We start from the raw sequence: 26,846 nt of genomic DNA, 5'->3' as shown, positions 1-26,846 counted from the left end.
CCCTCCACCCCCATCTCAGGGGACGACACGTGACCCTGGCGTGCCGCACGCCATGTTGCCCGCTCGTCATCGCCATCCACCCCCCGCCGTCGTAAGGGCACGTTCATGACCGCTGCGCCTCAGACCGCCGACATCGCCGAGCCCGTCCCCATCACCAGGCACCGCCAGGCCCTTCAGGTGATTCTCGACAATCTGCCCCTTTACGCCGCCATGTACACCCTGTGTGACCTGCGCATCCCCGACCGGCTCGCACGCTCGGCCGCCACCGTTGACGATCTTGCGGAATGGGCGGCCTCTACCATGTGCGCGCCCAACCTCAGCCGCGACTACCTGCAGCGGGTGTTACGCGCCGCCCACGCCTACGGGTTCCTGCGCCGCGATCCCGGCGGCACCTACCAGGTGACCGACGTCGGCCTCACGCTCCGAAGCGGCATCCCCGACACTGCACGAACCGCGCTGATGCGAGCGGCACTGCAAGCGCGGAGCGTTCACGACGCGGCCGCCGTCCGCCCGTTGCCCAGCCGCGACCTCAGCAACCCGATCAACGTGATCCTTCACAGGCTCGACCTGTACGAGGCCCTTCACCTGTTCTGCGCCTTACGCATCCCCGACCGCCTGGACCACGCGCCCGCGGCCCTCGACGACGTGCATGCCTGGTGCCAGCGGGCCGGCGCCGAGGAAGGCAGCGGCCCCAGCCCAACCCTCGAGGACCTTGTGAGGCTGCTGCGGATCGCGGACGCCCAGCAGTGGATCTACCGAACGCCCAGCGGCACCTACCGGCAGACCGACGCCGGACACATGCTCACCCAGTCCGCCGCCTCCGGCGGACCGTCCATGTGGCCCGCAGTGATGACGTACGCGCTGCCCCCGTGGTGGCAGCCGCTGGCCACCATGCAGGAAACCGTACGCACCGGCACCCCTGCCGCGCTGAACGGCCACCGCACCCTGGATGACCTCATGGCCGGCCAGCCAGCGAGCGCCGCCCGCGCCATCGCCGCCTTCCACGCCTGGCAGAGCGCCGCCATGGCGCCGTCCGTCGCTGATGCGATCGCCGCCCACGCCGACACCATCCGCACGGTGATCACCATCGGCGGCAGCCACATCCTGCTGGCCGAGATTCTCCACCGCCACCCACACACCAAAGGCGTGCACGTCGGACGAGGCCGCGACGCCGACACCGCAGCCGACGAGCTCGCCCGCAGAGCCGACCCGGGCCGCTGGGCCGTGACCTGCGGCCACGCCCAGCGCGTCAAGATCCCCATCGGCTTCCGCCCGCTGTACGTGATGCCCGGCCTGATCCACAACGCTGACGATCGTGACGCCCGCGACCTGCTCGCTCGTGTTGCCGCAGCGATGGACGCCTCGGGCCCCGGCAGCATCCTCTGGCTGGTCGAGACCGTCATGCCGGACGACGTTGACCCACATCCGAGTATCGCGCTCGATCTTCTGCAGATGACGCGCACCCACGGCGGCCGGGCACGTACGAGGGCCGAGTACGCGACGCTGCTACGCAAAGCCGGGCTGCGCGTCTCCGGCGACATCGCCGCAGGCCAGCATGCGATCATCGCCGCGCATACAGCGCGCGACCAGCCCCCGACGATTCCCGAACAGCGCGCGCTCGTCGGCCTCGCCGAGAACGCGACGCTGCCCGCCTACTGACTCCGGAAGGCTGCCGTGCGCCGCGGGAGAGCTCGGGCGCGCCAGCCGATGTTGTGATCGTCGCCGCGGCGCCCTGGTCATGGGAGAGGCCAAGGGTGCCGCAGCTTCCCCGCCCCCGAGGATCGGGTCCGGCCGAGGGGCGGCGGCCGGGGGCTGCGATGCTGAGCGCAGCCCCCGGCCTCAACATGCCGCAGGCTCGCGCCCGGCCCGTCGAACGATTCCGGCGGGGCAAGCCCGCGCCGGTGAACTGCCGGTGGGTCAGGCGCCATCACGCCAGCTGCGCGACGTCCTCGCGCAGATCGTCACGGCGCGCGAGCACACGCACATGATCGGCCGATCGGCCGACGTGCTCGATGCGGAAACCCGCGAGCAACCCCAGCTCCGACACGAGCCGGTCGGCCGGCCTGCCGGTGTCGGCCACGAAGACAACCACCTCGTCGATGAGCCCCTCCCGCAGGAACGGCTCGGCCACGTCGGCGCCGCCGCTCACGAGCAGCTGCCGCACTCCACCCGCCGCCAGCGCCGCCACCAGCGCCGCCACGTCGCCGCCGTCCCACCGCGGCGGCACGCGCATCATGCCGCTGCCGTGCCGGTCCGACACCGCCTCCCACAGCCGGCCTCCGGCTTCGACAACCGCATCCGCCTCCCACAGCAGCTCGTCGGCGGCCGCGACCGGGCCGACGGCGCCGCGCACCCTCCCGCCCGCCACCTCATACGCCCACGTGAGCGTCGGCCTACCCCTCAGCAGGGAACGCCGCCACGATCCCAGGACCTTCAGCGCCTCCTCCGCCAGAACTCCGGTTTCCACTGAGAGCCCAGCAGCCCTCAGCTCGGCGACCCCGCCGCGGCCTCGGGACGTGGGGTCGGTGATGGCGACGACGACACGGGCCACCTGGGCGTCCAGCAGCAGCGCCCGGCACGCCGGAGTGTGGCCGGCGTGGTTGCACGGCTCCAACGTCACGATCGCGGTGCCCCCGCGCGCCGCGGCCCCGGCGGCCGCGAGCGCGTTGCCTTCGGCGTGGGCGCTCCCTTTGCGCTCGTGATAGCCCTCACCGGCCACGCGTCCGCTCGCGTCCAGGATGACGCAGCCGACGGGCGGATTGGGGCTGGTGGCGCCCAGCCCGAACGCCGACAGCACGATCGCCCGCCGCATCGCGGCCATCTCGATGGGGGACGCCATCACAAGCCCGAGGCGTTGGCGAGGGCGACACGAAGAGCCGCGACCGCTGGCTTCTTGCGATGGGGGACAAGCGCGGCATTGACGCCGGCCACCACGCGCACGATGCGTGCCGATCCCGCCGCAGTGGCGATCTCCAACGCCTGCAGCGCCCGCTTGGCAGCCTGCTCGGGATGGCCGCCGCCGGCGTGGGCCGCGGCCAGCCCGGCGAGCGCCATGCCGCGGTCGCGCCGGTAGACGAGCGGCAGCTTCGGCAGCCCCTCCTCGTACGCGGCCACCGCGCGGGCATGCTTGCCCAGATGAGTCCAGCAGCTCGCACGCACCACATCCACATACGCCGGCGTGCAGAATGAGCCGTGCCCCGCCCGGGCATCGCCGTCATCGCTCACCCTGTCCGCCAGCCGCTGTGCCTCATCCAGCAGGTTCAGGCACAGCATCTCCTGCCCGTCCAACGCATGGCCTTGAGCCTGCTGCTGGAGCAGGGCGGCTCGCATCGCCGTCGGCGGCCGCTCGATCCGGCGCAGGGCCGCCTCGGTCAGGCCGATCACTTCGCCTGCCCGCGCGCCGGTCATGGCCTGCTGGCTGCGGCGGAACATGGTCCAGGCGAGCATGAGTTCATCGTCAGCCTCGTAGGCGAACGAGGCGGCTTGGTCGGTCCAGCGCAGGGCCTCAACCGGCTGGCCTGCATCCTCGTGCAGCCAGGCGGCGGACTCGGCGTAGCGGGCGGCCAGCTGTAACACCTTCAGCCGATCTTCGCCACGCGCGGGCGCCAGCAGCTCGGTCACCAAACCAAGCTGCTCTCGTACGCCCGGGATGGTGTGGCGGGGGCCGAGCAGGTTGTCGCGCTGCACCAGCAAATGCCACTGACTGGTCAGATGGTCCAAGACGTCACCCAGGTGTTCATCGGCGGGCAGCCGCGGCGCGCTGGCCGGCTGGCTGGCCTGCGCGGACCTGCGACGAGGATTCATGCCGAACAGGGCGCCAACTGACACGTCCAGCGCACCGCTGAGCAGCGTCCGGTACATAGGACGAGGCACGTTCCGTCCAGACTCCCAGTAGCGGATCATGCGTGCCAGGTCGGGAGGCTTCGGCAACGGAGCCGCATGCCCCGCCAGAGCGTGAAGCCTGGTGGCAAGCTGTTCCTGCGTCAGCTGCTTGTCCGCCCGAGCCGCGCTCAGCCGCTGCCACCACGCGAGCGTCTCATCCATCGGTCACCTCGCCTTGCGGAACTGCCACAGGAGGATTCTCCTCCTGATCGCCCCACACCAGTGTCTCCTCCTGCACATGCCCGCGCGCTGCCAGCCGCTTCGATGGAGGCGGCCGCCTCCCGCCATGCCAGGCATCGTGAGCATACGGGCGGCCACCACCGCTCACGGCTGACATGCCGCACCAATTCCCCATCCATCCAGCTCAGGCGTGCCTTTGGTCACTGCTCGGCCGGTGTGGCGGAATGAACCCCTTCTGAACCCCCCGCCGAAAAGTGAACCCCTTTTGAACACTGTTGCGACGGTGCTGGCCAAGCTTAGGTAGAGGGCATGAACTGCCGTCCATCAACGATCACGCCGCCGTCGACGCCGCGCGTGAAATGTCGGCAGATTCCGCATGTACGCCTTTCATCACCGTCTGACAGGAGGAATTGCCCTTCATTACTCCTCATTGCTCCTGCCCGGTCTCCTTCCGCCAGCACCATGCACCGCGCTGTGATGGGCCAGCGGATATTGCCCCGAACAAAAGAGAACGGGCCCGCCACACTCCATAGTCGCGTTGAGCGTGGCGAGCCCTTGATCGGATGGAGGTCCGATCTGAATGAATACGGTAGCCGCGGATGCCACTGCCGCCCACCGCTGTTTCCACATCGGTCCCCGCAGGGAGCGCCGATGACCACGCCACCGGCCGCAACCACCGCGGCGAAGCAGGACCCGACAGCATGGGACACGCCATCGCTGGACAGGCAGTTGTCGTACGAGGAACGGGCGCTGGACCCGACCGTTCCCAACGTCGCCCGCATGTACGACTACTTCCTCGGCGGGAAGAACCACTGGCCCGCCGACCGGGATGCCGCCGAACAGCTCCTCAAGGTGGCACCGTGGGTGCGCGATGCCGCCCTCTCCAACCGCGCCTTCCTCGGCCGCGCAGTGGAGGCCGTCGCCGCCAGCGGCGTACGCCAGTTCATCGACATCGGCTCGGGCCTTCCCACGCAGAACAACGTGCACGAGGTCGCCCAGCGCGTACAGCCGGACGCTCCCGTCGTGTACGTGGACATCGACCCGGTGGTGCTCGTGCATGCCCGCGCGATCCTCGCCGATAACGCCCATACCGAGGTCGTCCAAGCGGATGTACGCAACATCGACGCCATCCTGGACCACCCCGATGTTCGCAGGCTGATCGATTTCGGGGAGCCCATCGCGGTCGTCATGGTCGCTTTGCTGCACTTCCTGGCCGACGCCGACGACCCGGCGGCCATCGTGGACACACTGGAGGAAGCGCTCCCCCCGAGGAGCGTGCTGATCTTCAGCCACGCCTGCACCGACGGCCTCGAAGAAGGAACCGTCAAGGAGGCGACCGCGGTCTACTCCGGCGCGACCGCGACAATGACAGCCCGTTCGAGCGCCGACATCCATGCGCTGTTCGGCGACAAGTGGACGTGGCACGAGCCCGGCCTCGTGCCGGTCCATGACTGGCGGCTCGATCCGGACGACAAGGCGCTGCTGCCCAAAATGGCCGCCCACTTCCTCGGCGGCGTCGCCATCCCACGCCGATACCAGCAGCGGGAAGCCGCGTGAGCGCCACCATGGAAGACATCGCCTCACACGGACTGGGCCACGAACCACCCATGCCCGCCCTGTACGACCTGCGAACCGCTCTGGCCGACCACCACCTGGAAGCCTCGATCGTGTTCCGCAACGGCCAGCCCCACTTGCTCATCGACAAGGCATCGATGCTCGTACAGCTGGACAGCAACCACTTCGCCTGGCGACCAGCCAGCCCCTCTACGCCAGCGGACTGGGCCGGGCAGCACGCGGCCAACGACATCGACACCGCGGCCGCCGCGCTGTCCACCGCCATCAACGAAGCTCTCGTCCGCCGCCTGACCACCCAGGCCAGGCGGGAAGAGCCCGACACTGGCGCACCGGACGACCAGACGTTCCCCATCGCCGGCCGGGATGCCGTCACCGCACCAGCTGACTCACCCACCTCACCAGCTCACGACGCGAGCGCCGAATTCGAGCACGCCTGCGAAGCGCTGCTATACGGCACCCTGCAAATCCACGAGCTGTCCATCGACATGGCCACCGACGCCGAACGCGCCTCACCGGCCCAGGCCGCCGGCGAGGCACTGGCCGAGGCACTGAATTCCCCGTTTGACGACAGCGCCACCGCCATCCCGATCAATCGCTGGGTGACGGCCATCGGGGTGTGCTGCAACTTGATCGCGCTGACCGATTCCACCCGTTTCGTGTGGCTCCCACCCATCCGCCCGGACGAGCCCGCGAAGCTGCGTGCCACACAGGTCCTGCCGAACGCCGTCCGCCTCCTGAGCCGCGAGAGGGCACGGATCACCGCCCCTCGCGCGCCATCGGCGCCCACCTGAACAACAACGCGGCCGGAAGACTCTCTGCCGTCCGCGCTTCTCTCCGCAGTCCGCGACGAACTACTAATCGTCGTGGGTGCGAACTCCACCGTGGGATGCCCATTTCCCATGCCACCCCCTCCCTTTCTGGAGATGTTCTTGAGACGAACGCTTTCAGTACTCGCATCGCTGTCTTTAGCGCTTGGCGGCTGTACGAACGCCGCAGCCCCGCAGCCGAACAAGCTGGAGAAGATCACCGTTGCCTACATGCCCATCCCGGACAATGCCGCGTTGTTCATCGCCAGGGAGCGCGGCTTCTTCGCCCAAGAAGGCCTGGAGATCGAGCCCAAGGAGATCAGAGGTCTCGCCGAGGCGGTCCCCAAGCTTCTCAGCGGGGCCTGGCAGTTCTCGCTGGCCAACTATGTGACATTCTTTCAGGTTGAAGAAAAGCAGCCCGGCAAGCTTCGGTTGGTGGCAGACGCCTATCAGGCCAAGAAGAACACCTTCTCCCTGATGGTGAAGAAGGACTCGCCCCTGAAGAGTCTCAAGGACTTGAAGTGGAGCGGCAGCGGCCCCAAGAAGCGCATCGGTGTGGCGACACCCCAGTCGGTCGCGACGCTCACCACCGAGATAACGCTCGCGACGGAGAAAGACCTCAACAAGGACGACATCGAGTTCGTCTTCATCAAATTGCCTGACATGCCGCAGGCGGTCGAGCGCGGCAGCAAGCACGGCGGCGTGGACGTGGGTTGGGAGGTCGAACCGTACATCACCGACAGCGCCTCGCAGTACAGCGCCCGGCAGCTGGCTGATGCGGCGTCGGGGCCCACCGACCAGTTCCCGATCGCCGGCTGGGCGGTGTCGACAACCTGGGTCAGCGCCGACCCGGGACAAGTGCGGCAGCGTGCGGACGTAGTGGCCCGCTTTCAGCGGGCCCTCAGCCGCGGGCAGCAGATCGCGGCCACTGACCGCAGCGCGGTCACCGCGATCCTCCCCACCTACGCGCACATCGAGCCCGCCAAGGCGTCCGTGATCGCGCTCGGTTCCTTCCCGACCACGCTGGAGGGTCGCCGCCTTCAGCGGGTCGCAGACGCCATGCTCCAGTTCGGCTACCTCACCAGCGGCAAACCGATCAACGCCGAGAACGTGATCTGGCGCAGCCCTCTGGCCAGCTCTTCCCCCAGCGTCTCTTCATCCACAGGAGCGACCCCGTGACGGCTTCCGAACGCAGCAGCAGCGGAGCGCAGGCTACGTCGCCGCCCATGTCTACCTCCGGCGAGGACGAGCCGCTCCCGACACGCCAACCACATGGCGACGACACGCCCTCCTTACTACCTCAACGTGCCCCGGACAGTCCGCGACCGCCGTCGATGACGCCGCTTGACACATCACCACGCGGAATCGTCCAGGACATGATCAACGGCCCGTTACGGGCCGCCGCATTGCACGCGTTCGTGTCGGTGGGCGGCCCGGAGCATCTAGCCGCCGCAGGGGAGCTATCTGGTGAGGAGTTGGCCGCACGCTGCGACGCCGACGCAGCCATGATGGGGCAACTACTGTCGGCTCTGCACTGCTACGGCATCGTCTCGGTCCGTAACGGCTGCTATCACCTGTCCCCAACGGGGATGGTGCTGCTGCCGGATGCGGACAACTCGATGTATGCGGCGGTGAAGGTCACTGGATCATGGCTCTGGTGGCGGGCGGCCGCCATGTTGGACGAGACGGTACGCACCGGTTACCCCGCGGTGCTGGATGGTGCCCGCGACCCGTACGAGCGCCTGGCCGATGAGCCCGACCTGGCCGCACTGTTCGACCAGTTCATGGTCTCCCGCAGCGCCGCCATCGGTCATGAGCTCGCCAGTTTGGCGGACCGCTTCGTCGGGGTGCAGACCGTGACCGACCTCGGCGGCGGGCAGGGCGGCGTGCTGGCCGCCATCTTGCACGCCCACCCCACCCTGCGGGGGGTGCTGGTGGAGCGAGCGGACGTCGCTGCGCGAGCCAGCGCTTACCTGGCCGGTCAGGGCCTGGCCGAGCAGACCACGGTCGTGGTGGGCGACATCTTCTCCGTCGTCTACCCGGGCGCTCAGCGCTACCTGCTGTCGTCGATTCTGCACAACTGGTCCGATCTGGATTGCGTGACGCTGTTGACGCTCATCCGCACCGCCATGCGCGACAGCGGCCCCGATGCGGAGCTGTGGTGCATCGAGGCCGTTAAGCCGGCGCAGCCCGGAGAGTACAGCCCGACCATCGATCTCGGGCTGCGGATGATGGCGATGTTCCCCGGCGGCAAGGAACGCACCCTGAAGGAACTGCTCGCGTTGATGGAACAGGCGGGGCTGCGGTGCCGCACGACCTTGTCGCTTGCCCACGGTCAGACGCTGCTGATCGCCGTTCCGGCGGAGGCAGGCAACTAGCGGCAGCCGCCGAAGGCGGTCGGCAGGCCAGAGAGCCACACGGTCTGCCTCCGCTCAACCCTGTCACCTCGTCTGCGCTCACCCCCCGTTGTCATGACAGCTCGCTCGGTTTTCGCAACGGACCAGCGCCATTCTCAATACCGCCCGGAAGTGGTTCACCATGCGTATCGGTTCCGGCCCGACCCCGATTAGGGCGGGCGCGCTCACCGACCGAACTCTGGTCATCCCAGGGCTGGTCCGCTGCCTGATCTTGATCAACGTCGTCCTGGCCGCCTCCCGAATCTTCCGGGCGGTCGGAACGGCCGCATCCTATGGGCTCCGCCCGAAGCTGCCCTCCGGCCGACGTCACCCTCCAAGGAGTCCGCGATGAGGGCACCAGCCTTCTTATCGCCGCGGAAACGCATCCTGCTCGGCACGGCCGGAATCGCCGGCGGCGCCGCTGTGACCGAGGTAGCCGGCTGGAGTGGGCTGATCGACCCCCGCCTGCTGCCGCGCTTGTCCACCGTGACCGCAACCGGAGTCACGCTGCCCCTGGACCAGGAGTTCTGGACGCACATCGGTGCCACGCTGGCCGCCTGCGGCATCGGCCTGCTCATCGCCGTCTTCACGGCAGTGCCCGCAGGGCTCCTCCTCGGATCTGTGCCGGCGGTGGAACGGGCAGTGCGGCCGCTTCTGGAGTTCCTGCGCCCCATTCCCGCCCTGGTGTTGACTCCTCTGGCGATCTTCCTGTGGACGGAAAACCAGGATGCCAAGATCGCGCTGATCGTCTACGCCAGCTGGTGGCCGCTGCTGATCAACACCATGTACGGCCTGGCGGAGGTCGACCCGCTGGCTAAGCAGACTCTGCGCAGCTTCGGGTTCGGCCCCCTGGCCGTGCTGCTGCGCGTCTCCCTGCCGAGCACCGCGCCCTTCATCGCCACCGGGCTGCGTATCGCGGTCTCGATCACGCTCATCGTCGCGGTCAGCGTGGAGATCGTCGCCGGAGGTATGAGCGGCATCGGTACCTTCATCGCTCAGGCGGGCAGCGCCAACGACGTCGAACGCATGCTGGCGGGCACGCTATGGACGGGTGTGCTCGGCATGGCAGCCAACGCGCTGTGCGGCGTGGCGGAGCGACGCCTGTTCCCTTGGCGCCGCGCGAGAACGGAACTATCGTGATCGCCTCGATACGCCGATTCGGGCTGCCTGCCGCCGTCGCCGCGGGCTGGGAGATAGTGGCACGCGCGGCCGGCATGTTCTACTTCCCGCCGCCGAGCGTGATTCTCGCCCGCATGTACGAGATGTGGTTCAGCGGTCCGCCCTCCCGCGGGTTTCTCACCCCGGAGGCTGCCAGTGACCTGCTGCCCAGCTTGGCCCGGCTAGGGACCGGGTGGGGTATGGCCGCCGTGGTGGGGATAGCCCTCGGGGTAGTGATCGGCAGCCTGCGGGTGGTGTCCGCGCTGCTGGAGCCGGCGTTGCATTTCGCCCGATCCATGCCTCCCTCGGCGCTATTTCCGATGTTCATGCTCTTGTTCGGAATCGGCACGCCCCTGCAGGTAGCGCTGATCGTGTTCGGAGTGATCTGGCCCATCCTGATCAACACCATGGAGGGCGTTCGCTCGATCGACCCGGGCTATCTCGACACCGCCGCCGTTCTGCGGCTGGGGCTCGGTCACCGGCTGTTCCGCATCGTGCTTCCCGCCGCGCTGCCGAAGATCTTGGCGGGGCTGCGGCTCAGCATCTCCCTCGCACTGATCATGATGGTGGTTTCGGAGATGGCCGGCAGCACCGATGGGATGGGCTATCGGTTGCGCGAGGCGGAAGGCAGTATCGACGTCGCCGCCATGTGGTCGGTGATCACGCTTCTTGGCGTGCTCGGCATCGTGCTGAACGCAGCCTTCGTTGCCCTGGAACGGCGCCACCTCGCCTGGAGAACGCATGCATAGCGCCGCCGTAACCAGCCGAGACTGCAGCGTCGATCCCCCTGCCTTCGACGGCGAGGACCGGCGACGACATCGGCGCATGGGTTGCTCGGCCCGCCGGCGAACTCGTGCGGACGGGCACTCCAGCGCCCGCCCGGGCTGTAGGCCTGACTCACGTGCTCGACGGTCAGTCCGGTGTGGGCTGCCGCCATCCTTGCTGTGGACCCACCAGCCGCCGCCTTCGGCGGGGCCCACAGCCTTCCCGCCCCGAGCTGGCCTGGACGGGGCGGCGGCCGTGAGGCTGCGCACCAGCGCAGTCTCACGGCCCATTTCAGCCCTGTCGGAACCCGGGTGCTCACTCTGTGCCGCACATGTCCGCGCGCGGCCCGCATCCCTGGTGCATCACCACGTGAAGGTGGAACCCCTGTGAGGACTCAATCGACGACCGTTGGCGATCCGCAGCCGCACCTGCCGCCCCCCGGACAAGCGGCACCGCGGACAACGAAAGCTCTCCGCGGCCGATTCCGGCTGCGTGACCTGCGGGTGCGATGGCGCCTCATCGCCCTCATCGTCATCCCCACCACCGTGGGCGTCGTGGTCGGTGCCCTGCAGATCGCCTCCTCCATCAGCAGCGCCGCCCAATACCAGCGCATTCGGGAAAAGGCCGAGCTCAGCGCCGCGATCACCACGCTGACCCACCACCTCGCACTGGAGCGAGACCACGCCGTGTACTTTGTCGCCGCCGGCCGGAGCAGGACCCGCGAAAAGGCGCTGCGCGAGCAATTCGCACCAGTGGATGCGGCGATCGCCATGGTCAAGGACAAGGCCGCAGCCATCACCCGCGAGCACGGCGACGGCGCATGGTCCCTGACCCAGCAGATCCTCACCCGCCTACCCGAGATCGCCACCACCCGCGACACCGCCATCACCTCGCGGCTGCCCGCGCTACCGACGCTGACCAAGTACTCGCAGATCAGCGACCTCTTCCTACGCATCCACGCCCAAATCAACCAGGGACTCCAAGACGAGCCGCTCAGCAACAGCGTCCGGGCCCTGTCCGCCCTCACCAAGGCCAAGGACGCCGCTTCACTACAGCGCGGCCTGCTGGCCGGCGTCGCCACGGCAGGACGGTTCCAAGGCGGCGAACTCAACACCCTCACCGACGCCCGCGCCCAGCAAGACAGCGAAGTCGCCGTGTTCCGGTCGGTCGCCACCCTCTCTCAGCAACAGTTCTACGACGACACCGTCGCCGGCCCCAATATCGACCTCGCCGAGCTCCTCCGGCTACGCGCGCTCGCCCAAGCGAACGATAACGCGAGGCTCGACCTCACCCCCGGCAGCGACGACGCCGACCGCTGGTTTGAGGCCATGACCGACACCATCGACGCCATGCGCACAGTCGAGAAACGCATGACCGAATCGATCATCGTGCAGAGCCGCACCCTGGAAGAGGACGCCCGCCATCGGGCGCAGCTGGCCGCGGCCCTCATGATCCTGCTCCTGCTCGCGGTACTCGTCATTACCTTCCTCATGGCCCAGTCGCTGGTCAAGCCGTTGCGCAAGCTCCGGGTCGAGGCCCTGCAAATCGCTGGCCGCCACCTGCCGGAAACCGTCCGCCTGCTGCGCGACAAGGGCGCCGACGCGTACGCCGACGTGACCCCCATAGGTGTCGATTCCCGCGACGAGATCGGCGAGGTGGCCCGCGCCTTCGACGAGGTCCACCGCGAGGCCGTACGCCTGGCTGGCGAAGAGGCCCGGCTGCGCTCCAACGTCAACGCGATGTTCGTCAACCTCTCGCGCCGCAGCCAGACCCTTGTGGAGCGGCAGATCACCCTCATTGACGGGCTGGAGCAGGGCGAGCAGGACGAGCAGCGACTGGGGAACTTGTTCAAGCTTGACCACCTGGCCACCCGCATGCGGCGCAACAGCGAAAACCTGCTCGTCTTGGCCGGGCAGGACCCGCCACGCCTGTGGAGCCGGCCGGTCCCCCTCGTCGATGTCGTCCGGGCCGCGTTGTCTGAGGTTGAGAACTACCAGAGGATCCAGATTCTCATCCCCGGCGACAACCCGGTCGCCGGCCAAGCCGTCAACGATGTCGTCCATCTGCTGGCCGAACTGCTCGAAAACGCTCTGTCGTTCTCCCCCCAGGAGACTCACGTCATCGTCTCCTGCAACACGATCGACAGCGGCGGCGTTCTGCTGTCGATCAGCGACGCCGGGATCGGCATGACATACGAGGAACTCGGTCAGGCCAACGAGCGGCTGACCAGCGCACCCACCGTGAATGTGGAAGTCTCGCGCCGCATGGGGTTGTTCGTGGTCGCCCGACTGGCACACCGCCACGGCATCCGCGTACAGCTGCGCCCACACGCTCCCGCCGGGCTCACCGCCACCGTGCTGCTCCCCCTCACCTTGCTCGCCCAACCGACTGGCACCTACCCGAAGCCCATCGGCACCCCGTTCTTCACCGGGACGTCCCCGGCAGCACATCCCGCGCCCGTCGACTACCAGTACGCCGGCACCCCACGTCCCTTGGCCCCGCAACCGGGTAGCCGGCAGCCCTCAATCCCTGGCGGGCAGCCCGCCCATCCGGTCAGCATGTGGCAGTCCTCGCTGGAACCGGTCACCGACGAGCAGCAACGCCCCACAAGAGCCCTACCGTATCGGCCACAAGAGGAGTGGGCTGAGCGGGGACCCGACCTCGCCTCACCCCCTACGCCGGGACACAGCGGCCGCGACGTTGAGGCGGCGGCCACCGCCCCGATTCCGACGGTCACACCCGCCTCCATCGGGGACGACTACCTGCCGATCTTTGCCTCCGTCGAATCGGCCTGGTTTCAGCGCGGCAACAGCGACAACAGCCGTTGGGGTTCTCCCCAAACCGATGCGGGGTGGAGCGCAGCCGAGGCCGTAGCCAGATCCGTGGGAGCCGGATCAACAACGTCCGGCCTGCCCAAGCGGGTGCCGAAGGCCAACCTCGTGCCAGGCGCGGCCAAGTCCGCGGCTACTCCAGAAGTCGAATCCCCGCCGCCGGTCTCGCCCGAGGCAGTGCGCAACCGCCTGTCCACTTTCCAGCAGGGCTGCCGAGCGGCACGCAACGACATCAGCACAGGCAAGATGAACGCCGCTGATTCCGAGGACGGACACAAGGGCACATGGACAACCTGAAACAGGGGGCACTCGGAATCGACTTGATGATCTCTGAGCTCGTCGACGCTGATCCAGGGATCACTCACGCGGCCGTCATCTCCACCGACGGGCGGCCACTCGCGACCACCTTGCACCTTGCCCCTGGGCGGGCCGAGCTACTGGCGTCGTACGCCTGTGAACTCTTGAAACTCGCCTGGGGCGCGGCCACAGGATTCAACGCCGGTTCAGCACACCAGGTCATGATCGAAATGGGCGGGGGAGTCCTAATCACCCAGACGATCAACGACCACTTGGGCCTAGCCGTCCTAGCCGACCCCGAATGCGACCTCGGCAACGTGGCGTGGCACATCACACACGTGGCAAACGAGGTCCGCCAGACAGTGACACCAGATGTGCAGAAGGCACTCCATGCCACCCGATTTCGGTAACAATGCGATCCTCGCAGGCTGCCTGCCGCCGTTGACACCGTGGGCCGACCGGCTGCGGCCACACCAACTCGAAGCGGTCGAGCAAGCCCTCAAGGCCTTCGCCGACGGCGACCGCGCGACCCAGGTGCTGTCATGCGGCACCGGCAAGACCCGCATCGGCGCCGTCGTCGCGGCCACACTCGCCCCGACCGGGCTGCGCCTGGTGCTGGCCCCGACCGTGATGCTGCTCGCCCAGCTGCTGCGCGAGTACCGCCTCACCCTCGGCGACGCCGCCTTGGGCACCATCCTGGTGATCTGCTCCGCCCACGACGCCGCCGAACGAGCCGGCGTCGAGGAACTACAGGCCCTGCACGTCCGCGTCACCACCGATCCGATCGTGATCGCGGCAACGGCGTCCCGGCCCGGGCCAGTGACGATGCTGTCCACCTACGCCAGCGTGGCGACGCTGAGCCGAGCCCACCATGAGCACGCCATGCCGCCAGTGGACATCCTGATCGCCGACGAAGCCCACCGGACGGTGTCCGGGACGCAATGGCGGCGGGTCCACGACGACACCCATCTGCCGGCCAGGAAACGCCTGTACATGACCGCCACCCCGCGCAAGCTCGTCGGCGCACGCCGGGACGCCGACGTGGTGGGCATGGACGACGAAACGATGTACGGGCCGACGGTCTACCGGCTGGGATACGGGACCGCCCGCGATCTCGGCCTGGCCGTCCCGTACCGCCTGGTGGTGTCGCTGGTGAGCGACGCGCAGATCCGCGCGATCACCGACCAGACCCACGGTCGCGCCGCCATGCACGTACGCGGGAAGAAGATCGCCGTGCGGATGCTCGCCGCCCAGATCGCGATACTGCGCGCCGCCGCCACGTACGGCGTCGGGCGTGCCATCACCTTCCACACCACCAACAACGACGCCCAGCACTTCGCCACGACGCTTCCCGAAGTCGCCGGCCTGGTGGCCGCCGACGCGCGGCCCACCACACTGTGGGCCGACCACATCCGCTACGAACACAGCACCGCGGTGCGCCGCCAGCGGCTGCAACGGCTCGCCGAAGGAGCCGCCGGCGGGCTGGCGGTGCTGTCGTCGGCGCGGATGCTGTCCGAGGGCGTCGACATGCCGGCCGTGGACGCGGTGCTGTTCGCCGACCCACGCCGCTCCACCGTGGACATCGTCCAGGCCATCGGACGAGCCCTGCGTCCCGGCGGCCGCCCGGACAAGGTGGCCACCATCATCGTGCCGCTCCTGGCCGATCCGGGCGCCGATCTGGCAGCGGCCCTGGACAGTTCCGACTACGCCTCCGTGTGGGAGGTGGTCCGCGCTCTGCGCAGCCATGACGACGAGGTGGCCGCCGACGTCGATCAGCGGCGCCGTGAACGCGGCCGCGGCGACAACCGGCCGCGGCCGATCCGCTGGCTGACCATCGACGGTGACGCCGACGCCCCGCGAGCGTTCGCCGAACAGATCATGGTCGGCATCGTCGAGGCCGCGACCGCCTCGTGGGAGGAGTACTACGGCGCCGCATGCGCCTACGCCGTAGCCCACGGTGACCTGCTGATTCCCGAGGAGTGGGTAAGCCCAGCCGGGCTGAGGGTGGGCAAGTGGCTGATCGCCCAGCGCGCTCAGCGCACGCGCGGCCAGCTCCGGCCCGAACGGATCACGCTTCTGGACGCGATCGGCATGGCCTGGAGCGTGCGCGAGGCCGACTGGAAACGCCAGTATGCCGCGCTTACCGCCTACCACTGCGAGCACGGCCACGCCGACGTGCCCTACGCGTACGTCACCGCAGACGGGTTCCGTCTGGGCGTGTGGGCCAGCCGCCTGCGCGGCGGACGCAAGGCACTGACGGCCAAGCAGCGCGCCCAGCTCGACATGCTGGGCGTGAAGATCAACGATGGCCCCGGCGCATGGGAGCGCCACCATGCCGCCGCGGCGGCCTTCCACCGCGAGCACGGCCATCTCAGGGTCCCCGTCGCCTACGTCACCCCGGATGGCATCCGGCTGGGCCCGTGGATCAGGCAAATGCGCGCCAAAGGAGACCGTCTCCCCAGGTGGGAGCGGCAGCGCCTGGACGCGCTGAACATGATCTGGAAGCCACGCCAGGAGGCCGCGAAAGCGCACCAGGCCGACTGGGAAGCAGCCGTGGCCGCCGCCACCGCCTACGTCAACGAGCACGGCCATCTCCGCCCGCTCACCCGCTACGTCACCAGCGACGGCTACCCGCTCGGCAGGCGGCTGAGCCGCTGGCGCTCGCCCTTCTTCTCCCGTCCCCTCACGGCCCAGCAGCGTGCCGTGCTCGATGCGCTGGACCCCAACTGGGCCCAGCCATCCCTGCAGTCCTCTTCCTCGACCCGCCAAGCGCCAGAAGTGGCCCACCACCGACGGAGGTCATCATGACCGCACGGAACACCACGCCCGGCATCCAGACACTCGCTCCGGGCGGCGCTGCCTCCGGTGAGACGACCGAGACCAGCCACGACACCGGCCTGACGATCCAGCAGATGCGCAGCGCCTTCACCGACCGGCTCTGCGAGCAGGGCATAGTCCGGACCCCGGCCGTGAAGGACGCGCTGCGTACCGTGCCCCGCCACCCGTTCGTGCCCGGCGCGTCCTTGGAGCAGGTTTACGCGATCACGCCCACTCACACCGCAACCAGCTTCACCACGGCTGAACCGGCTGTCGCCGCGCTGCTGCTCGAACAGGGGCAGGTACAGCCTGGCATGCGCGTGCTGGAGATCGGCGCCACCACCGGCTACCCCGCCGCTCTGCTCGGCCACCTGGTCGGCGCGCACGGCCACGTGACGACCGTGAACACCGACGCCGACCTCGTCCGCACCGCCATCGCCGGCCTGGCCGAGACCGGCTCCAGCACCATCCGCGTCGTCAGCGGCCAGGCGGCCCCCGGCTACGCTGACGGCGCTCCGTACGACCGGCTGATCACCTCCGACGCCACCTGGGACGTGCCATCGGCCTGGCTGCAGCAGATCTCACCGAACGGCCGCCTGGTCGTACCGCTGCGCCTGCGCGGCAGCATGTACCGCCTCATCGGATTCGATCGCACCAACGACCACTGGACCGCGCGCCATCACGACACGGCCGCGTTCATGCCGCCACAGGATCGAATCGCCGACGACCCCCTGCGCCTGGCAGCGCTGAACGCGACCTGCACGGTCACCCTCCACCTCCACCAAGACCAGAAGGTCGACGCGGCCGACCTTCTCGGTGTGCTGGGTCGCAAGCGCAGCGAAGTGTGGACGGGCGTGCGCATCACCAGGGACGCCGACAGCATCGAACTCCTCCACCTGTACCTCGCGTGCGCCATGGAGGCGGGCCTGTCACGAATGACGGCGACCACGGACGCGATCACCACCGCGACGATCACGCCACCGTTCGAGTGGGGCGCCATGGCCGTCCCCGGCGCCGGCGACCTCGCCTACATCACCCTGCGGCCTGCCCACACCACCACCGCTGCGAGCGACCTGATGTACGACATCGGCGTCATCGGGCACGGCCAGGGCGGCTTCGGCCTGGCCGGCTGCGTGGCCGACGCGATCTGCCTGTGGGCGCGGGAGTACCGCGAGAACTCCGTGCGGATCGATCTCCAGCGCTCCGACGCCTGCAAGCAGGTCGACGGCCAGTTCGTCTTCGACCGGCCGAACACCCGACTGGTGATCGACTGGGAATGATCCCGCGCGTGCCGCACCCAGTGAGAAGCATCCGAGCACGCTCTCCACGCTCTTGCGACGGCCGGCACGCGGCCCGACAGTCGAACCACCCACCACCGACCAACAGGTAACCGTATGACTACAGTCCGAGATTCCGACGTGGAGAACGCCGACTGGCTGCGCGCCTCCATGGTCGAGGCGCTCCGCGACAACGCGATCACCTCCGACGCGGTGGCCAAGGCCATGGCCATCGTGCCCCGGCACGTCTTCGTGCCCGAGGTACATCTGGCGCAGGCATACGAGCCGAACACCGCGGTGCCGGTCAAGCGCGACGGTGACGGCATGACCCTCAGCTCCCTGTCGGCTCCGCGTCTCCAGGCCGCCATGCTGGAGCAGGCCGAGGTCAAGCCCGGCATGCGGGTGCTCGAAGTCGGCTCCATGGGCTACAACGCGGCTCTGCTCGCCGAGCTCGTCGGCCCGGCCGGGCACGTCACCTCCGTCGATATCGACGGCGACATTGTCGAGCGAGCCCGCGCCCACCTTGCCGCCGTCGGCTACGACCGCGTCGAGGTCGTGCATGCCGACGCCGAATACGGCGTGCCCTCCAGCGCCCCCTACGACCGGGTCATCGTCACCGTGGCAAGCCCGGACATCCCGCCAGCGTGGCTGGCGCAGCTCGCCATCAAGGGCCGGATCGTGGTGCCCCTGCAGCTGAAGGGTGTCACCAGGTCGATCGCGTTCGACCGCGGCGGCGTCGGTCTGGTTAGCCGTAGCTACCACCCCTGCCGCTTCGTCCCCATGCAGGGCGACGGCGCCTGCAAGGAACAGCGCCTCACGATCGACACAGGCGTCTGTCTGAACATCGAGGACACCGAGCACAGCATCGACGTGAACGCGCTACGTCAGGCGCTGCACTCGCCACCCATGGAAAGCTGGCCCGGCGCCGTCTTCGATCTGCCCGACGAACTGGATCTCTTCCTGCTGACCAACTCACCGCGGATGGCTCTGCTGCGCGCCAGCCCGGAACGCGTTGACGAAGGACTGGTGAACGTCTCCGCCCGCCTGGGCGTGCCTGTCCTCATCGGTGACGACGGCAGCTTCGCCTACCGCATCGAACGCGTCCAAGACGGCGATGTCTTCGAAAGCGGGGTCATCGCGCACGGCCCTTCTGCTGAGTACGCCGCGGCACAGTACGGCCAGCTGCTTCGTCGCTGGGCGGAGCATTACCGGCGCCGCGGTGCCGCCTCCATCCGCTACCTGCCCGTCCCGGCCGTCACATCGCCTGAGCGGGCGCCGCAGCAGGGCGGGCTGCTGCGCAGGTGGCACGGAAGCGTCGCCGTCTTCTGGCCCGAGATCGACGGAACCCCGCGACGTTGATCCCGCTTGACGACGTCGGGCAACCCATCCCGCCATCACGCTTCGTCGAACGCGCGAAGGATCCGACGTAGTCCTACAAACGAGAGAGGTGTTCATGTCCGCCGACCCGACGCGCCACCTGCCGCAAGTGACGGCAGGCTCACACACTGACAAGAGCGTTGGGGAACGTCGCTGGGGCGACATGACCTGGCCGCCTCTGGACCAGATCACCGTCCAGCGTGACGGGAAGTGCACCAGTGGGCAGATCAATGCCCCGAACCGGCGCACGCCAACCGGCCCGCCCGACGCCTCCGAAGCGGGCACCGTATCGGAAACAGCTCCGCGCACCCTGCACGCCGCCCCTCATGGCCACGCCGTCCCCTTCGGCCGGCCAGCAGGCCAAGCCCTTCCCACCCATCAACCAGGAAGGCCCACCATGACCGCGCAGAAAGCAGGGCGCCATGCCCGAGCCGCTCGTGGACGATCTCCATGCTGCGGTGCAACTGAGCGAGGCACAGATCGCCGTCCACTTCGGCGCCCGGCTGAGTACGGCCGTGGAAAGCCGTCGCGCCGGTGGAACCGAAGCAGTACATGGGGGAAACTGGGCGTGATCACATAGGCGACAGGCCGGACGGTCACGGTGATGAACGTTGAGATCGTTGAGCAGTACGCGGGGATCATCTTCGACTGGGACGGCACTGTCGTCGATAGCCAGCCCCTGAACTATGCCGCCTTGTGTACTGCGTTGCTTCCCTACGGCGTTACGGTTGACCGTTCCTGGTACTGGCAGCGGCTGGGGATCTCCACGGCTGAGCTGCTGACTCAGCTTCCTGGGAGCTCGGAACTGCCGGCTGAGGATGTACTCGCCGCGTGCCGCCGAGCGATCATCGCCAGGGCGGGGGAGTTAGTGCCGCATCAGCCGGTGCTGGCTCTTGCCCGGCGGGCCAAGGCCGCACGCCTGGGCGTAGCGGTGGCATCTGGTGGAGCGGCCGATGTGGTCAGGGCCGGGATCGTCGCAGTTGGGGCGGCGGCGATGTTCGATGTGGTGGTCACTCGTGAGGAGGTGGAGGAGGGTAAGCCCGCGCCGGATCTGTTCCTGGAGGCCGCTCGGCGGCTGTGCGTCGATCCAGCGCGTTGTGTCGTGGTGGAGGACGCCGAGGAAGGGTTCATGGCCGCTCGTCGCGCGGGCATGGCGGTGATCGACGTGCGAAGCGTGCTCGCGGCCGACCGCAGCTACTCCGAACGGTGACGGCGGGCAACGATAAGGCGCGCCATGCCGTCGATGGTGGCGAAGTCCTCATGGAAGAGATCCTCTTCGCTGAGGGTCACCTCGAAGGTGCACTCGAGGTGACTGGTGAGCGTGACCAGGCCCAGCGAGTCGATGTAGCCGGTGTCGAACAGGTCGACTTCCCGGTTGAAGCCGTGATCGTCGTCGGCGACGATGGCGTGCTGGCGAACGAAGTGCTCGATCGCGTCAGCGACTGCCTCGAAGGTGGTCGGTGCGGTGGTCATGGCAGGTCCTTTCACCAGCGCTCGGGAGGTGGCTGGTGGATTCCGGCGCGTACGGCCCGGTGCAGGTCCGCGGGCTGGTCGATGTGGAACGCGCGGCAGAACAGGCCAGTGAGCTTGGGCTGGTCGATACCGGCGCGAGTCAGTTGAGGCAGGATGCCGTCGTGGCCGTTGCGGCTTTCGTAGTCGCCGATCTGCGCGCGTACCTTCGGCCGGCGGATGATCTCGGCCGGCAGATACTCGCCGGCGAGCTCACCGATGACGTGGTGTTTCGGCAGCTCGTTGGGCAGCTTGAGCAAGTGGTCGAAGACCCAGCCGTAGGGCTGGATGACCTCGAGTCCGTGGGTGTGGAACATACCAACTTCACGGTCGCCGGTTTGCACGCCTCGGGTCAGGTAGTGGCGCAGTGTGCCGATCGGCAGGTCAGGCAGCGCGTAGTAGGTGGTGCCGCTGTAGCGAATGGGGCTGTAGTCGGCGAGGAGTTCGTTCATCAAATCGCCGGTAAGGACCAGCGGGCGCGGTCCGGTGGGGTGGTCGGCTGCGATGGCGGCGGCGAGCAAGTCGTTGACGATGGCGGCGTGGACGTTGAAGTCGCGCCAGTCCTGGCCAAAGGCGAGAGCGCGCGGTAACGCCGCGAAGATCATGTCGGCGGTGGCGGGCACGAGCCGTATCGGTATGCCGAGATGGGAGGCGACCTGTTGCGCGGCGACGGCGTCGTGGCTGAGGGCTGCCCCGTCGCGGCTGTAGTAGTAGGTGTAGGCGGTCACGTTGGCTAGGTGCCGTGCCGCGTAGGCGGCGATCAGGGAGCTGTCTGGTCCTCCGGACAGGCATACGATCGTGGGGGTGTCGCCATTGGCGGCCGCGAGGCGGCGCAGACCGGCGGCCAGCGTGGCGGCGACCTCCGTCAGGATGGCGGTGGTGGGCCGCACGGAACTGCCGCTGGGAGGCAGCCGACGGTAGCGGCTGCTGCTGGTCGTCCGCTGGCGCAGGTCGAGTGTGACGATGGCGCCGGCCGGGACGGCATAGGTCTGGGAGAAGGGGACGCCGGCGTCAACCAGGTCGAGCAGATAGTTGGCGACGGCGACGTGCCCGCTGGGGTGGAGGCCGACGTACAGCTTGTTCAGTCCGAGCGGGTCGCGCGCCAAGGTGACACGGTGCCCGTCGTGGTGCGCCGTGGCGAACCGACCGGCCAGCCGGCGGGCGCCGTCGGTGGTGAGGGCGTCCGACAACGCCGGCGGGTCGCCTTCGGGCGCCCAGCACGCATTGCCGATCTTCAGGTGGCTTTCAAGCATGAGCGACCTCACTGATGATGCGGGCGGCCTGGCTCATCTCGGGTTCGGGCGTGTTGAGGGAGATGCGGAACCAGCCGGGTTCGTGGAAGACGGTGGACGGCAAGACGAGAACACCTCGTTGGGCCAGGGCGGAGACGAAGGTGGGGAGGTCGCCGGTGGGGCAGCGCGCGTAGACGAAGCGGGTGGCGTCGCCGGGCAGGACATCGACGCCGTACTTCGCCAGTTCGCCGCGCGCGTGCCGTTGCAGGTCCGCCAGGCCGGTCAGGTCGAAAGAGACGTCGCACAGGGCGGCGGCTAGGTGCTGCAGGAGGGCTGCCGGGGCCGCGTGCCCGGTCAGGCGCATGCCTTGCTCGAGGCGGCGGGGAGCGTCGAGGCAGGGTGCCAGCTGGGGCGAGGTGGCGATGTAGCCGGCGCGCTGGCCGGGCATCTGCCAGGCTTTGCCGAAGGAGTACACGGTGATCGTGTGCGGATAGTGAGCGGCCGGTGCGGGGCAGGAGGTCGTGGCCCATACCTGGTCGCGGTGGGCTTCGTCAGCGATGAGCACCGCCGGGTGCTCGGGAGACAACTGCTGGAGAAGGGTAGCGAGGGCGCGTAGCTCTTCGTCGCGGTAGACGATGCCGGTGGGGCTGACAGGCTGGCTGATGATCAGGGCCCGGGTGAGCGGCGTCCACGCGTGTTCGATCGCCGCCAGGTCGAGACGCTTATCCCCGGCGGCGGGGACAAGGTCGCAACCCAGCCCGCGCTCGGCCAGGTACAGCGGGTAGTCCATCCAGCAGGGAGTGATGAGCATGACCCGCTCTGGCGGCGTGAACAGCGTCCGTAGGGTGACGGACAGGGCGGCGGTCGCGCCCGCGGTCATGATGATGGACTTCCACGTGTACGGCTGATCGTGGGCGCGGGCCAGCGCCGCGGCGATGCGGAGGCGCACGGAGGTGTAGCCGCCGAAGGGGCTGTAGCGCAGGTCGAGGGGGTCGGTGCGGGCGGCGAGCTCGGCGAGTACCTCGTACGGGCGTGCGTCGTGCAGGAACCGGGGGTTGGGGAAGGACAGGTCCAGGACGCGGCCGCCGTGGCGGCGCAGTGTGGCGGCGTGCAGGCGAGTGTAATCCTCCAGCGGGTGAAGCAGGTCGCCGACCTGCTGAGGCCAGGTCACGGCTGAAGCTCTGGTTCGGGGACGGCACCGGTCAGGAGCCGACGGACGAGCTGCCTGTCGACCTTGCCGTGCGGGGTGGTCGGCATCGTCTCGATGAGGGTGATGCGGTGCGGCCGCAGGTGCGGAGGAAGCTCGGAGCGGCAGAACGCCTCCAGGTCGGCTAGGCGGAGATCGGGATGGCGGGCCTGGACGGCCACGAGCGTGAGCGGCTCGCCTTCCGGCACGGTGTCCCCGTCGGTGCCCTCGTCGATGCCACGGTCTGGGCCGGCGGCGGTATCGGTGGGTGAGACGATCACGGCCGCGACGGCCGCGGCCAGGCCGGAGGCCATGATCTCGGACTCGATCTCGTTCGGGTTGGTGCGGATGCCGCGGATCTTGACCATGTCGTCGTGTCGGCCGGTGATGTACAGGTCGCCGTCGGGGTCGATGTAGCCCAGGTCGCCGGAGTAGACGACAGTTTCGTGGTGGGGGGCGGCCAGGCGTGGGTGCGGGCGGAAGACGCGGGCGCTGGCTTCGGGGTCGCGCCAGTAGCCCAGCGCCACGGTGGGGCCGCGGTGGACGATTTCACCGGTCGTCTGGGGTGGGCATCGCCGGCCGTGTGCGTCGAGAACGTCGACGGCGCTGTTAGGGATGGCCTTGCCGACAGAGCCGGGTTTGTCGTTGATCAGTGCGGGGTCGAGGAAGGTGGAGCGGAAGGCTTCGGTGAGCCCGTACATGGCGTAGATGTCGACGTGGGGGTGTGCGGCGCGGATGGCGGAGATGGCCGGGGGCGGCAGTGGTCCGCCGGAGTTGGTCAGGTAGCGCAGGTGCGGGTAGTGCTCGCGCAGGAACGGTGAGCCGTGGCCGGTCAGCGCGGCCCAGAGGGTGGGCACCCCGGCCAGCCCGGTGACGTCGGCGGCCAGCAGGGTGCGGCAGATGTCCGGGGGAAAGGCCGAGCGCTGGATGACGGCGGTGCCGCCGACGGCGAAGGTGGCCAGGACCTGGTTCAGGCCGTAGTCGAACGACCAGGGCAGCAGCGCCAGGGTGCGGTCGTCGGCGGTCAGGTCCAGGTAGTCGGCGACGATGACGGCCCCGGAGACGAGGTTGTGGTGGCTGAGCATGACGCCTTTCGGAGCGCCGGTGGAGCCCGAGGTGTAGGCGAGTGCGGCTAGATCCCGGTCGATGACCCGTACGGGCTGCTGCAGCGGCGGGCCGGTGAGCTGATCGGGAAGAAGGACAGGCGTGTCCGTCGCGCAGTCGCGCAGCAGCGGCTTCAGACGGGCGGTGGTGAGGGTCAGCGCGGCCTGGGCGTGGCCAATGATGTGCGCGACCTGACGGGGACGGAGTTGGTCGTGCACGATGACGGGCACGAGGCCGGCCAGGTGGGCGCCGAAGTAGAGGGCCAGCGTGGTGGCGTCGCGGGGAAGCAGCAGTGCGACGCGCTCACCCGCGGCGGCCCGCGCGGCCAGGGAGCCGGCGTGCTGGTGGGCCTGCTCGGTGAGCTCCTGATAGGTGTGCACGTTGCCGCCGTCGATCACCGCAGGTGCGGTGCCGTGGCGGTTGGCGGCCTCGATCAGTAGATCAGGGACGGTGTAGGGCATGGCGTCCTCCCGGTTACCGCAGCAGCACGTCGCTGGTGGTGCCGGTTTCGTGCAGCGGCAGCGAGGACCAGCGGCTGCCTGCCTGTCCGGCACCGGCATGTGACGTCAGCAGGGCGGCGTTGAAGTGGTAGAAGTTGTCGAACGGCACGCTCGCGGCACCGAAGTCGCCTTCGGCGAGCGCGATCACGGCGGGGTCGCTGGTCTGCCAGGTCACCGTCCGGGCCTTGAGGCGGGCGGCGCAGGCCAGCACCGCGGTGATGAGCGGGCGCATGGCGTGCTCGTCGGCGATGTGGAAGTCCGCGACATCGACGAGCTCACCGCAGCCGGCGGCCATGTGCGCCTCAGCCGGGACCGCGTCGCCGGGATGCCCTGGATGGTCGGGTTGGTCGGAATGGTCGGGGCGATGCAGGATGACGGCCAGCGCCATCGGCTCGCCAGCTCGGTACACCGCGAGGTAGGTGGCCTGGGCCAGCGGGTAGGAGCTGTGGCGCCACAGGTGGTAGGCGGCGCTGTCGCGCGCGACGGTGAAGCCGGCGCGGCGGACGGAGGCGGCGCACAACGGCTGCAGTCCGGTGGGGAAGGCCGCGCTGGTGCGGGCGCGGAACGGCGCCTGGAGCCGGGCGGGGCTTTCGGGGACGAGCAGGGTGAGCTGGTGCACGCGGGCGCGCTGCCAGCCGGTGAAGGCGGCGTGGATGTCCGGGTTGGGCCGGTAGACGCCGACGATGGCTTCGCGGGCGAGCAGGGTGTTCAGCAGATGGCCGGCGGCGGCTGGGTGGGCGTGCGGGAGTTTGCGCCAGCCGGACAGGTAGACGCCGGGCACGAGGGCGGAACCGAAGGCGAAGAGGGTGTGGAAGTGGTAGGCGATCGCCTCGATGCGGCCGTCGCATTCGATCGTGGAGAAGTCGGGCCGCTGATGCCGGTAGGGGTTGTCGGTGAACTGGTGGCGGTAGAAGGCTGGGTCGCTGGCGTAGTCCTTGCCTTGCCGCAGCACCATTTCGGCCACGAGGGTGGGGCGCGGGTCGCTGCTGGAGGTCAGCTGGACGGCCCGGCGGTGGGTGGTGGCCGGTGTCTGCCAGATCAGTGCCTGGGTGCTGGTGCCGATCGCGTGCCGGACCTGATCGGCGAAGGCGTCGATGGTGGTGGCGGCGTGCAGGCGGGGCAGGTGCAGCAGCTGGTGGCGGTAGCGGCCGGTCAGGTGCAGGCCGCCGGTCCCCACCCAGAGGATGCCCGCGTAACCGATGTCGGCCAGGACGTGGAGGAGGTCCACGGCCAGGTGCTGGGTGAAGCGGCCGAACGGGACGGTGAAGTAGCGTGCCGGTCGGCCCATGCGGGAGGTGAACAGCTCGTGCGAACGGTCGATTTCCTGCTGCAGGGCCGGCCGGGTAAGGGCGGCGAGGTTGTCGTGGGTGAGGCTGTGATTGGCGATGGTGACGAGGCGATCGCCGTCCAGGTGGCGTAGCTGCTCCCAGGGGAGGTAGCCGCGCTGGCCAAGGTAGGGGCGGGCACGGGCTTCGACGGTTTCGTAGAGCGGGTCGATGATGTGCTGGCGCACCCAAGCCGGGTCCAGGTCGGCCCGTTTGGTCAGGTGGTAGAACGGCACGTCGGCCAGGTGGGCAGGGGCGTGGGCGGCCACGTGGGCGGTGACGGTCTCGGGTGCGGCGAACGTTTCGATGGCGTAGACCTTGTCGCGGCCGCCGATGCCGTCCTCGGCGAGCCGCCCGCACGGGGAGAGGGTGACGGGCAGCCCGCGGCCGCGCACCAGGTCGATGCCGGCTTCCGCGGAGACGGGTACGTCATCGAAGCAGATGACGAAGTTGGTCTCGGCCAGGCCGTGGCCGTCGCGGACCTGGTCAGGGGAGACGATCGCCCCGTGCTGCTGCATCCAGTCCACCTGCTGGGCGAAGACGGCGGCGGGCACGGTGTGCAGCCGATGGAACGGGTTGCGCGGGTCGGTCGCGCCGATGCGGTGGTAGTTGATGGCGATCACTGTGGG

General features: G+C 68.9%; 20 protein-coding genes. 13 read left to right on the top strand and 7 right to left on the bottom strand.

Annotated elements, in window-relative coordinates:
• Nucleotides 1-105: 105 nt before the first annotated feature.
• The gene (locus tag ETD86_RS11435; protein WP_138666111.1) at nucleotides 106-1,659 is read left to right on the top strand and encodes a methyltransferase family protein; all 1,554 of its coding nucleotides are present in this window, start codon (nucleotides 106-108) and stop codon (nucleotides 1,657-1,659) included.
• A gap of 268 nt (nucleotides 1,660-1,927) precedes the next feature.
• Here the strand turns inward: ETD86_RS11435 and ETD86_RS11430 are convergent, their stop codons facing one another.
• The gene (locus tag ETD86_RS11430) at nucleotides 1,928-2,839 is read right to left on the bottom strand and encodes a dihydrofolate reductase family protein (RefSeq protein WP_138666110.1); all 912 of its coding nucleotides are present in this window, start codon (nucleotides 2,837-2,839) and stop codon (nucleotides 1,928-1,930) included.
• On the bottom strand, nucleotides 2,839-4,044 hold the full coding sequence (locus tag ETD86_RS11425; RefSeq protein WP_138666109.1) for an NsdA family TPR-like regulatory protein: 1,206 nt from the start codon (nucleotides 4,042-4,044) through the stop codon (nucleotides 2,839-2,841). The genes ETD86_RS11430 and ETD86_RS11425 overlap by 1 nt, the downstream gene beginning before the upstream one ends.
• Nucleotides 4,045-4,713: 669 nt before the next feature.
• On the opposite strand from ETD86_RS11425, the gene ETD86_RS11420 reads away from it, so the two are divergent.
• The 12 genes from ETD86_RS11420 (at nucleotide 4,714) to ETD86_RS11365 (ending at nucleotide 20,571) form a co-directional block, all read left to right on the top strand.
• On the top strand, nucleotides 4,714-5,619 hold the full coding sequence (locus tag ETD86_RS11420) for an SAM-dependent methyltransferase (RefSeq protein ID WP_138666108.1): 906 nt from the start codon (nucleotides 4,714-4,716) through the stop codon (nucleotides 5,617-5,619).
• Nucleotides 5,616-6,428 carry a hypothetical protein gene (locus ETD86_RS11415; RefSeq protein WP_138666107.1) on the top strand — a complete coding sequence of 271 codons (813 nt, stop codon included), beginning with the start codon at nucleotides 5,616-5,618 and terminating at the stop codon, nucleotides 6,426-6,428. The genes ETD86_RS11420 and ETD86_RS11415 overlap by 4 nt, the downstream gene beginning before the upstream one ends.
• Nucleotides 6,429-6,566: 138 nt before the next feature.
• Nucleotides 6,567-7,622 carry an ABC transporter substrate-binding protein gene (locus tag ETD86_RS11410; protein WP_170223016.1) on the top strand — a complete coding sequence of 352 codons (1,056 nt, stop codon included), beginning with the start codon at nucleotides 6,567-6,569 and terminating at the stop codon, nucleotides 7,620-7,622.
• A 197-nt stretch (nucleotides 7,623-7,819) separates the two neighbouring features.
• Nucleotides 7,820-8,821 carry a methyltransferase gene (locus ETD86_RS11405; RefSeq protein ID WP_170223015.1) on the top strand — a complete coding sequence of 334 codons (1,002 nt, stop codon included), beginning with the start codon at nucleotides 7,820-7,822 and terminating at the stop codon, nucleotides 8,819-8,821.
• A 366-nt stretch (nucleotides 8,822-9,187) separates the two neighbouring features.
• On the top strand, nucleotides 9,188-9,979 hold the full coding sequence (locus tag ETD86_RS11400) for an ABC transporter permease (protein ID WP_138666104.1): 792 nt from the start codon (nucleotides 9,188-9,190) through the stop codon (nucleotides 9,977-9,979).
• On the top strand, nucleotides 9,976-10,746 hold the full coding sequence (locus ETD86_RS11395; protein WP_246147852.1) for an ABC transporter permease: 771 nt from the start codon (nucleotides 9,976-9,978) through the stop codon (nucleotides 10,744-10,746). Before ETD86_RS11400 ends, ETD86_RS11395 begins: the two co-directional genes overlap by 4 nt.
• Before the next feature lie 561 nt (nucleotides 10,747-11,307).
• Complete coding sequence (locus ETD86_RS11390; protein WP_170223014.1) at nucleotides 11,308-13,890, top strand: sensor histidine kinase; 2,583 nt, start codon at nucleotides 11,308-11,310, stop codon at nucleotides 13,888-13,890.
• Nucleotides 13,878-14,300 (top strand): roadblock/LC7 domain-containing protein, encoded by a 423-nt coding sequence (locus ETD86_RS11385; protein WP_138666101.1) that lies wholly within the window; start codon nucleotides 13,878-13,880, stop codon nucleotides 14,298-14,300. The genes ETD86_RS11390 and ETD86_RS11385 overlap by 13 nt, the downstream gene beginning before the upstream one ends.
• Nucleotides 14,281-16,698 (top strand): DEAD/DEAH box helicase, encoded by a 2,418-nt coding sequence (locus ETD86_RS11380; protein ID WP_170223013.1) that lies wholly within the window; start codon nucleotides 14,281-14,283, stop codon nucleotides 16,696-16,698. The genes ETD86_RS11385 and ETD86_RS11380 overlap by 20 nt, the downstream gene beginning before the upstream one ends.
• Nucleotides 16,695-17,987, top strand: a complete 1,293-nt coding sequence (fxlM, locus tag ETD86_RS11375; RefSeq protein WP_138666099.1) for a methyltransferase, FxLD system — start codon at nucleotides 16,695-16,697, stop codon at nucleotides 17,985-17,987. The genes ETD86_RS11380 and fxlM (ETD86_RS11375) overlap by 4 nt, the downstream gene beginning before the upstream one ends.
• 114 nt (nucleotides 17,988-18,101) lie before the next feature.
• The gene (fxlM, locus tag ETD86_RS11370) at nucleotides 18,102-19,343 is read left to right on the top strand and encodes a methyltransferase, FxLD system (protein ID WP_138666098.1); all 1,242 of its coding nucleotides are present in this window, start codon (nucleotides 18,102-18,104) and stop codon (nucleotides 19,341-19,343) included.
• Between the two features lie 622 nt (nucleotides 19,344-19,965).
• Nucleotides 19,966-20,571, top strand: a complete 606-nt coding sequence (locus ETD86_RS11365) for an HAD family hydrolase (RefSeq protein ID WP_138666097.1) — start codon at nucleotides 19,966-19,968, stop codon at nucleotides 20,569-20,571.
• Here ETD86_RS11365 and ETD86_RS11360 read toward each other — a convergent pair.
• From ETD86_RS11360 to ETD86_RS11340, 5 genes are all read right to left on the bottom strand, one after another.
• Complete coding sequence (locus ETD86_RS11360) at nucleotides 20,556-20,834, bottom strand: acyl carrier protein (protein ID WP_138666096.1); 279 nt, start codon at nucleotides 20,832-20,834, stop codon at nucleotides 20,556-20,558. The two genes, ETD86_RS11365 and ETD86_RS11360, sit on opposite strands and share 16 nt — an antisense overlap.
• A gap of 11 nt (nucleotides 20,835-20,845) precedes the next feature.
• Nucleotides 20,846-22,123: an asparagine synthase-related protein gene (locus ETD86_RS11355; RefSeq protein WP_138666095.1), complete on the bottom strand. Its 1,278-nt coding sequence runs from the start codon at nucleotides 22,121-22,123 to the stop codon at nucleotides 20,846-20,848.
• Nucleotides 22,116-23,273: an aminotransferase class I/II-fold pyridoxal phosphate-dependent enzyme gene (locus tag ETD86_RS11350; protein WP_170223012.1), complete on the bottom strand. Its 1,158-nt coding sequence runs from the start codon at nucleotides 23,271-23,273 to the stop codon at nucleotides 22,116-22,118. The genes ETD86_RS11355 and ETD86_RS11350 overlap by 8 nt, the downstream gene beginning before the upstream one ends.
• Nucleotides 23,270-24,853 carry an AMP-binding protein gene (locus ETD86_RS11345; protein WP_170223011.1) on the bottom strand — a complete coding sequence of 528 codons (1,584 nt, stop codon included), beginning with the start codon at nucleotides 24,851-24,853 and terminating at the stop codon, nucleotides 23,270-23,272. Before ETD86_RS11345 ends, ETD86_RS11350 begins: the two co-directional genes overlap by 4 nt.
• A gap of 13 nt (nucleotides 24,854-24,866) precedes the next feature.
• On the bottom strand, nucleotides 24,867-26,846 hold a 1,980-nt coding region (locus tag ETD86_RS11340), incomplete at its 5' end, for a polysaccharide deacetylase family protein (protein WP_138666092.1).

The organism is Nonomuraea turkmeniaca (assembly GCF_005889735.1).
GTDB lineage: Bacteria > Actinomycetota > Actinomycetes > Streptosporangiales > Streptosporangiaceae > Nonomuraea > Nonomuraea turkmeniaca.
This window is presented reverse-complemented; position numbering and strand designations above follow the sequence as displayed.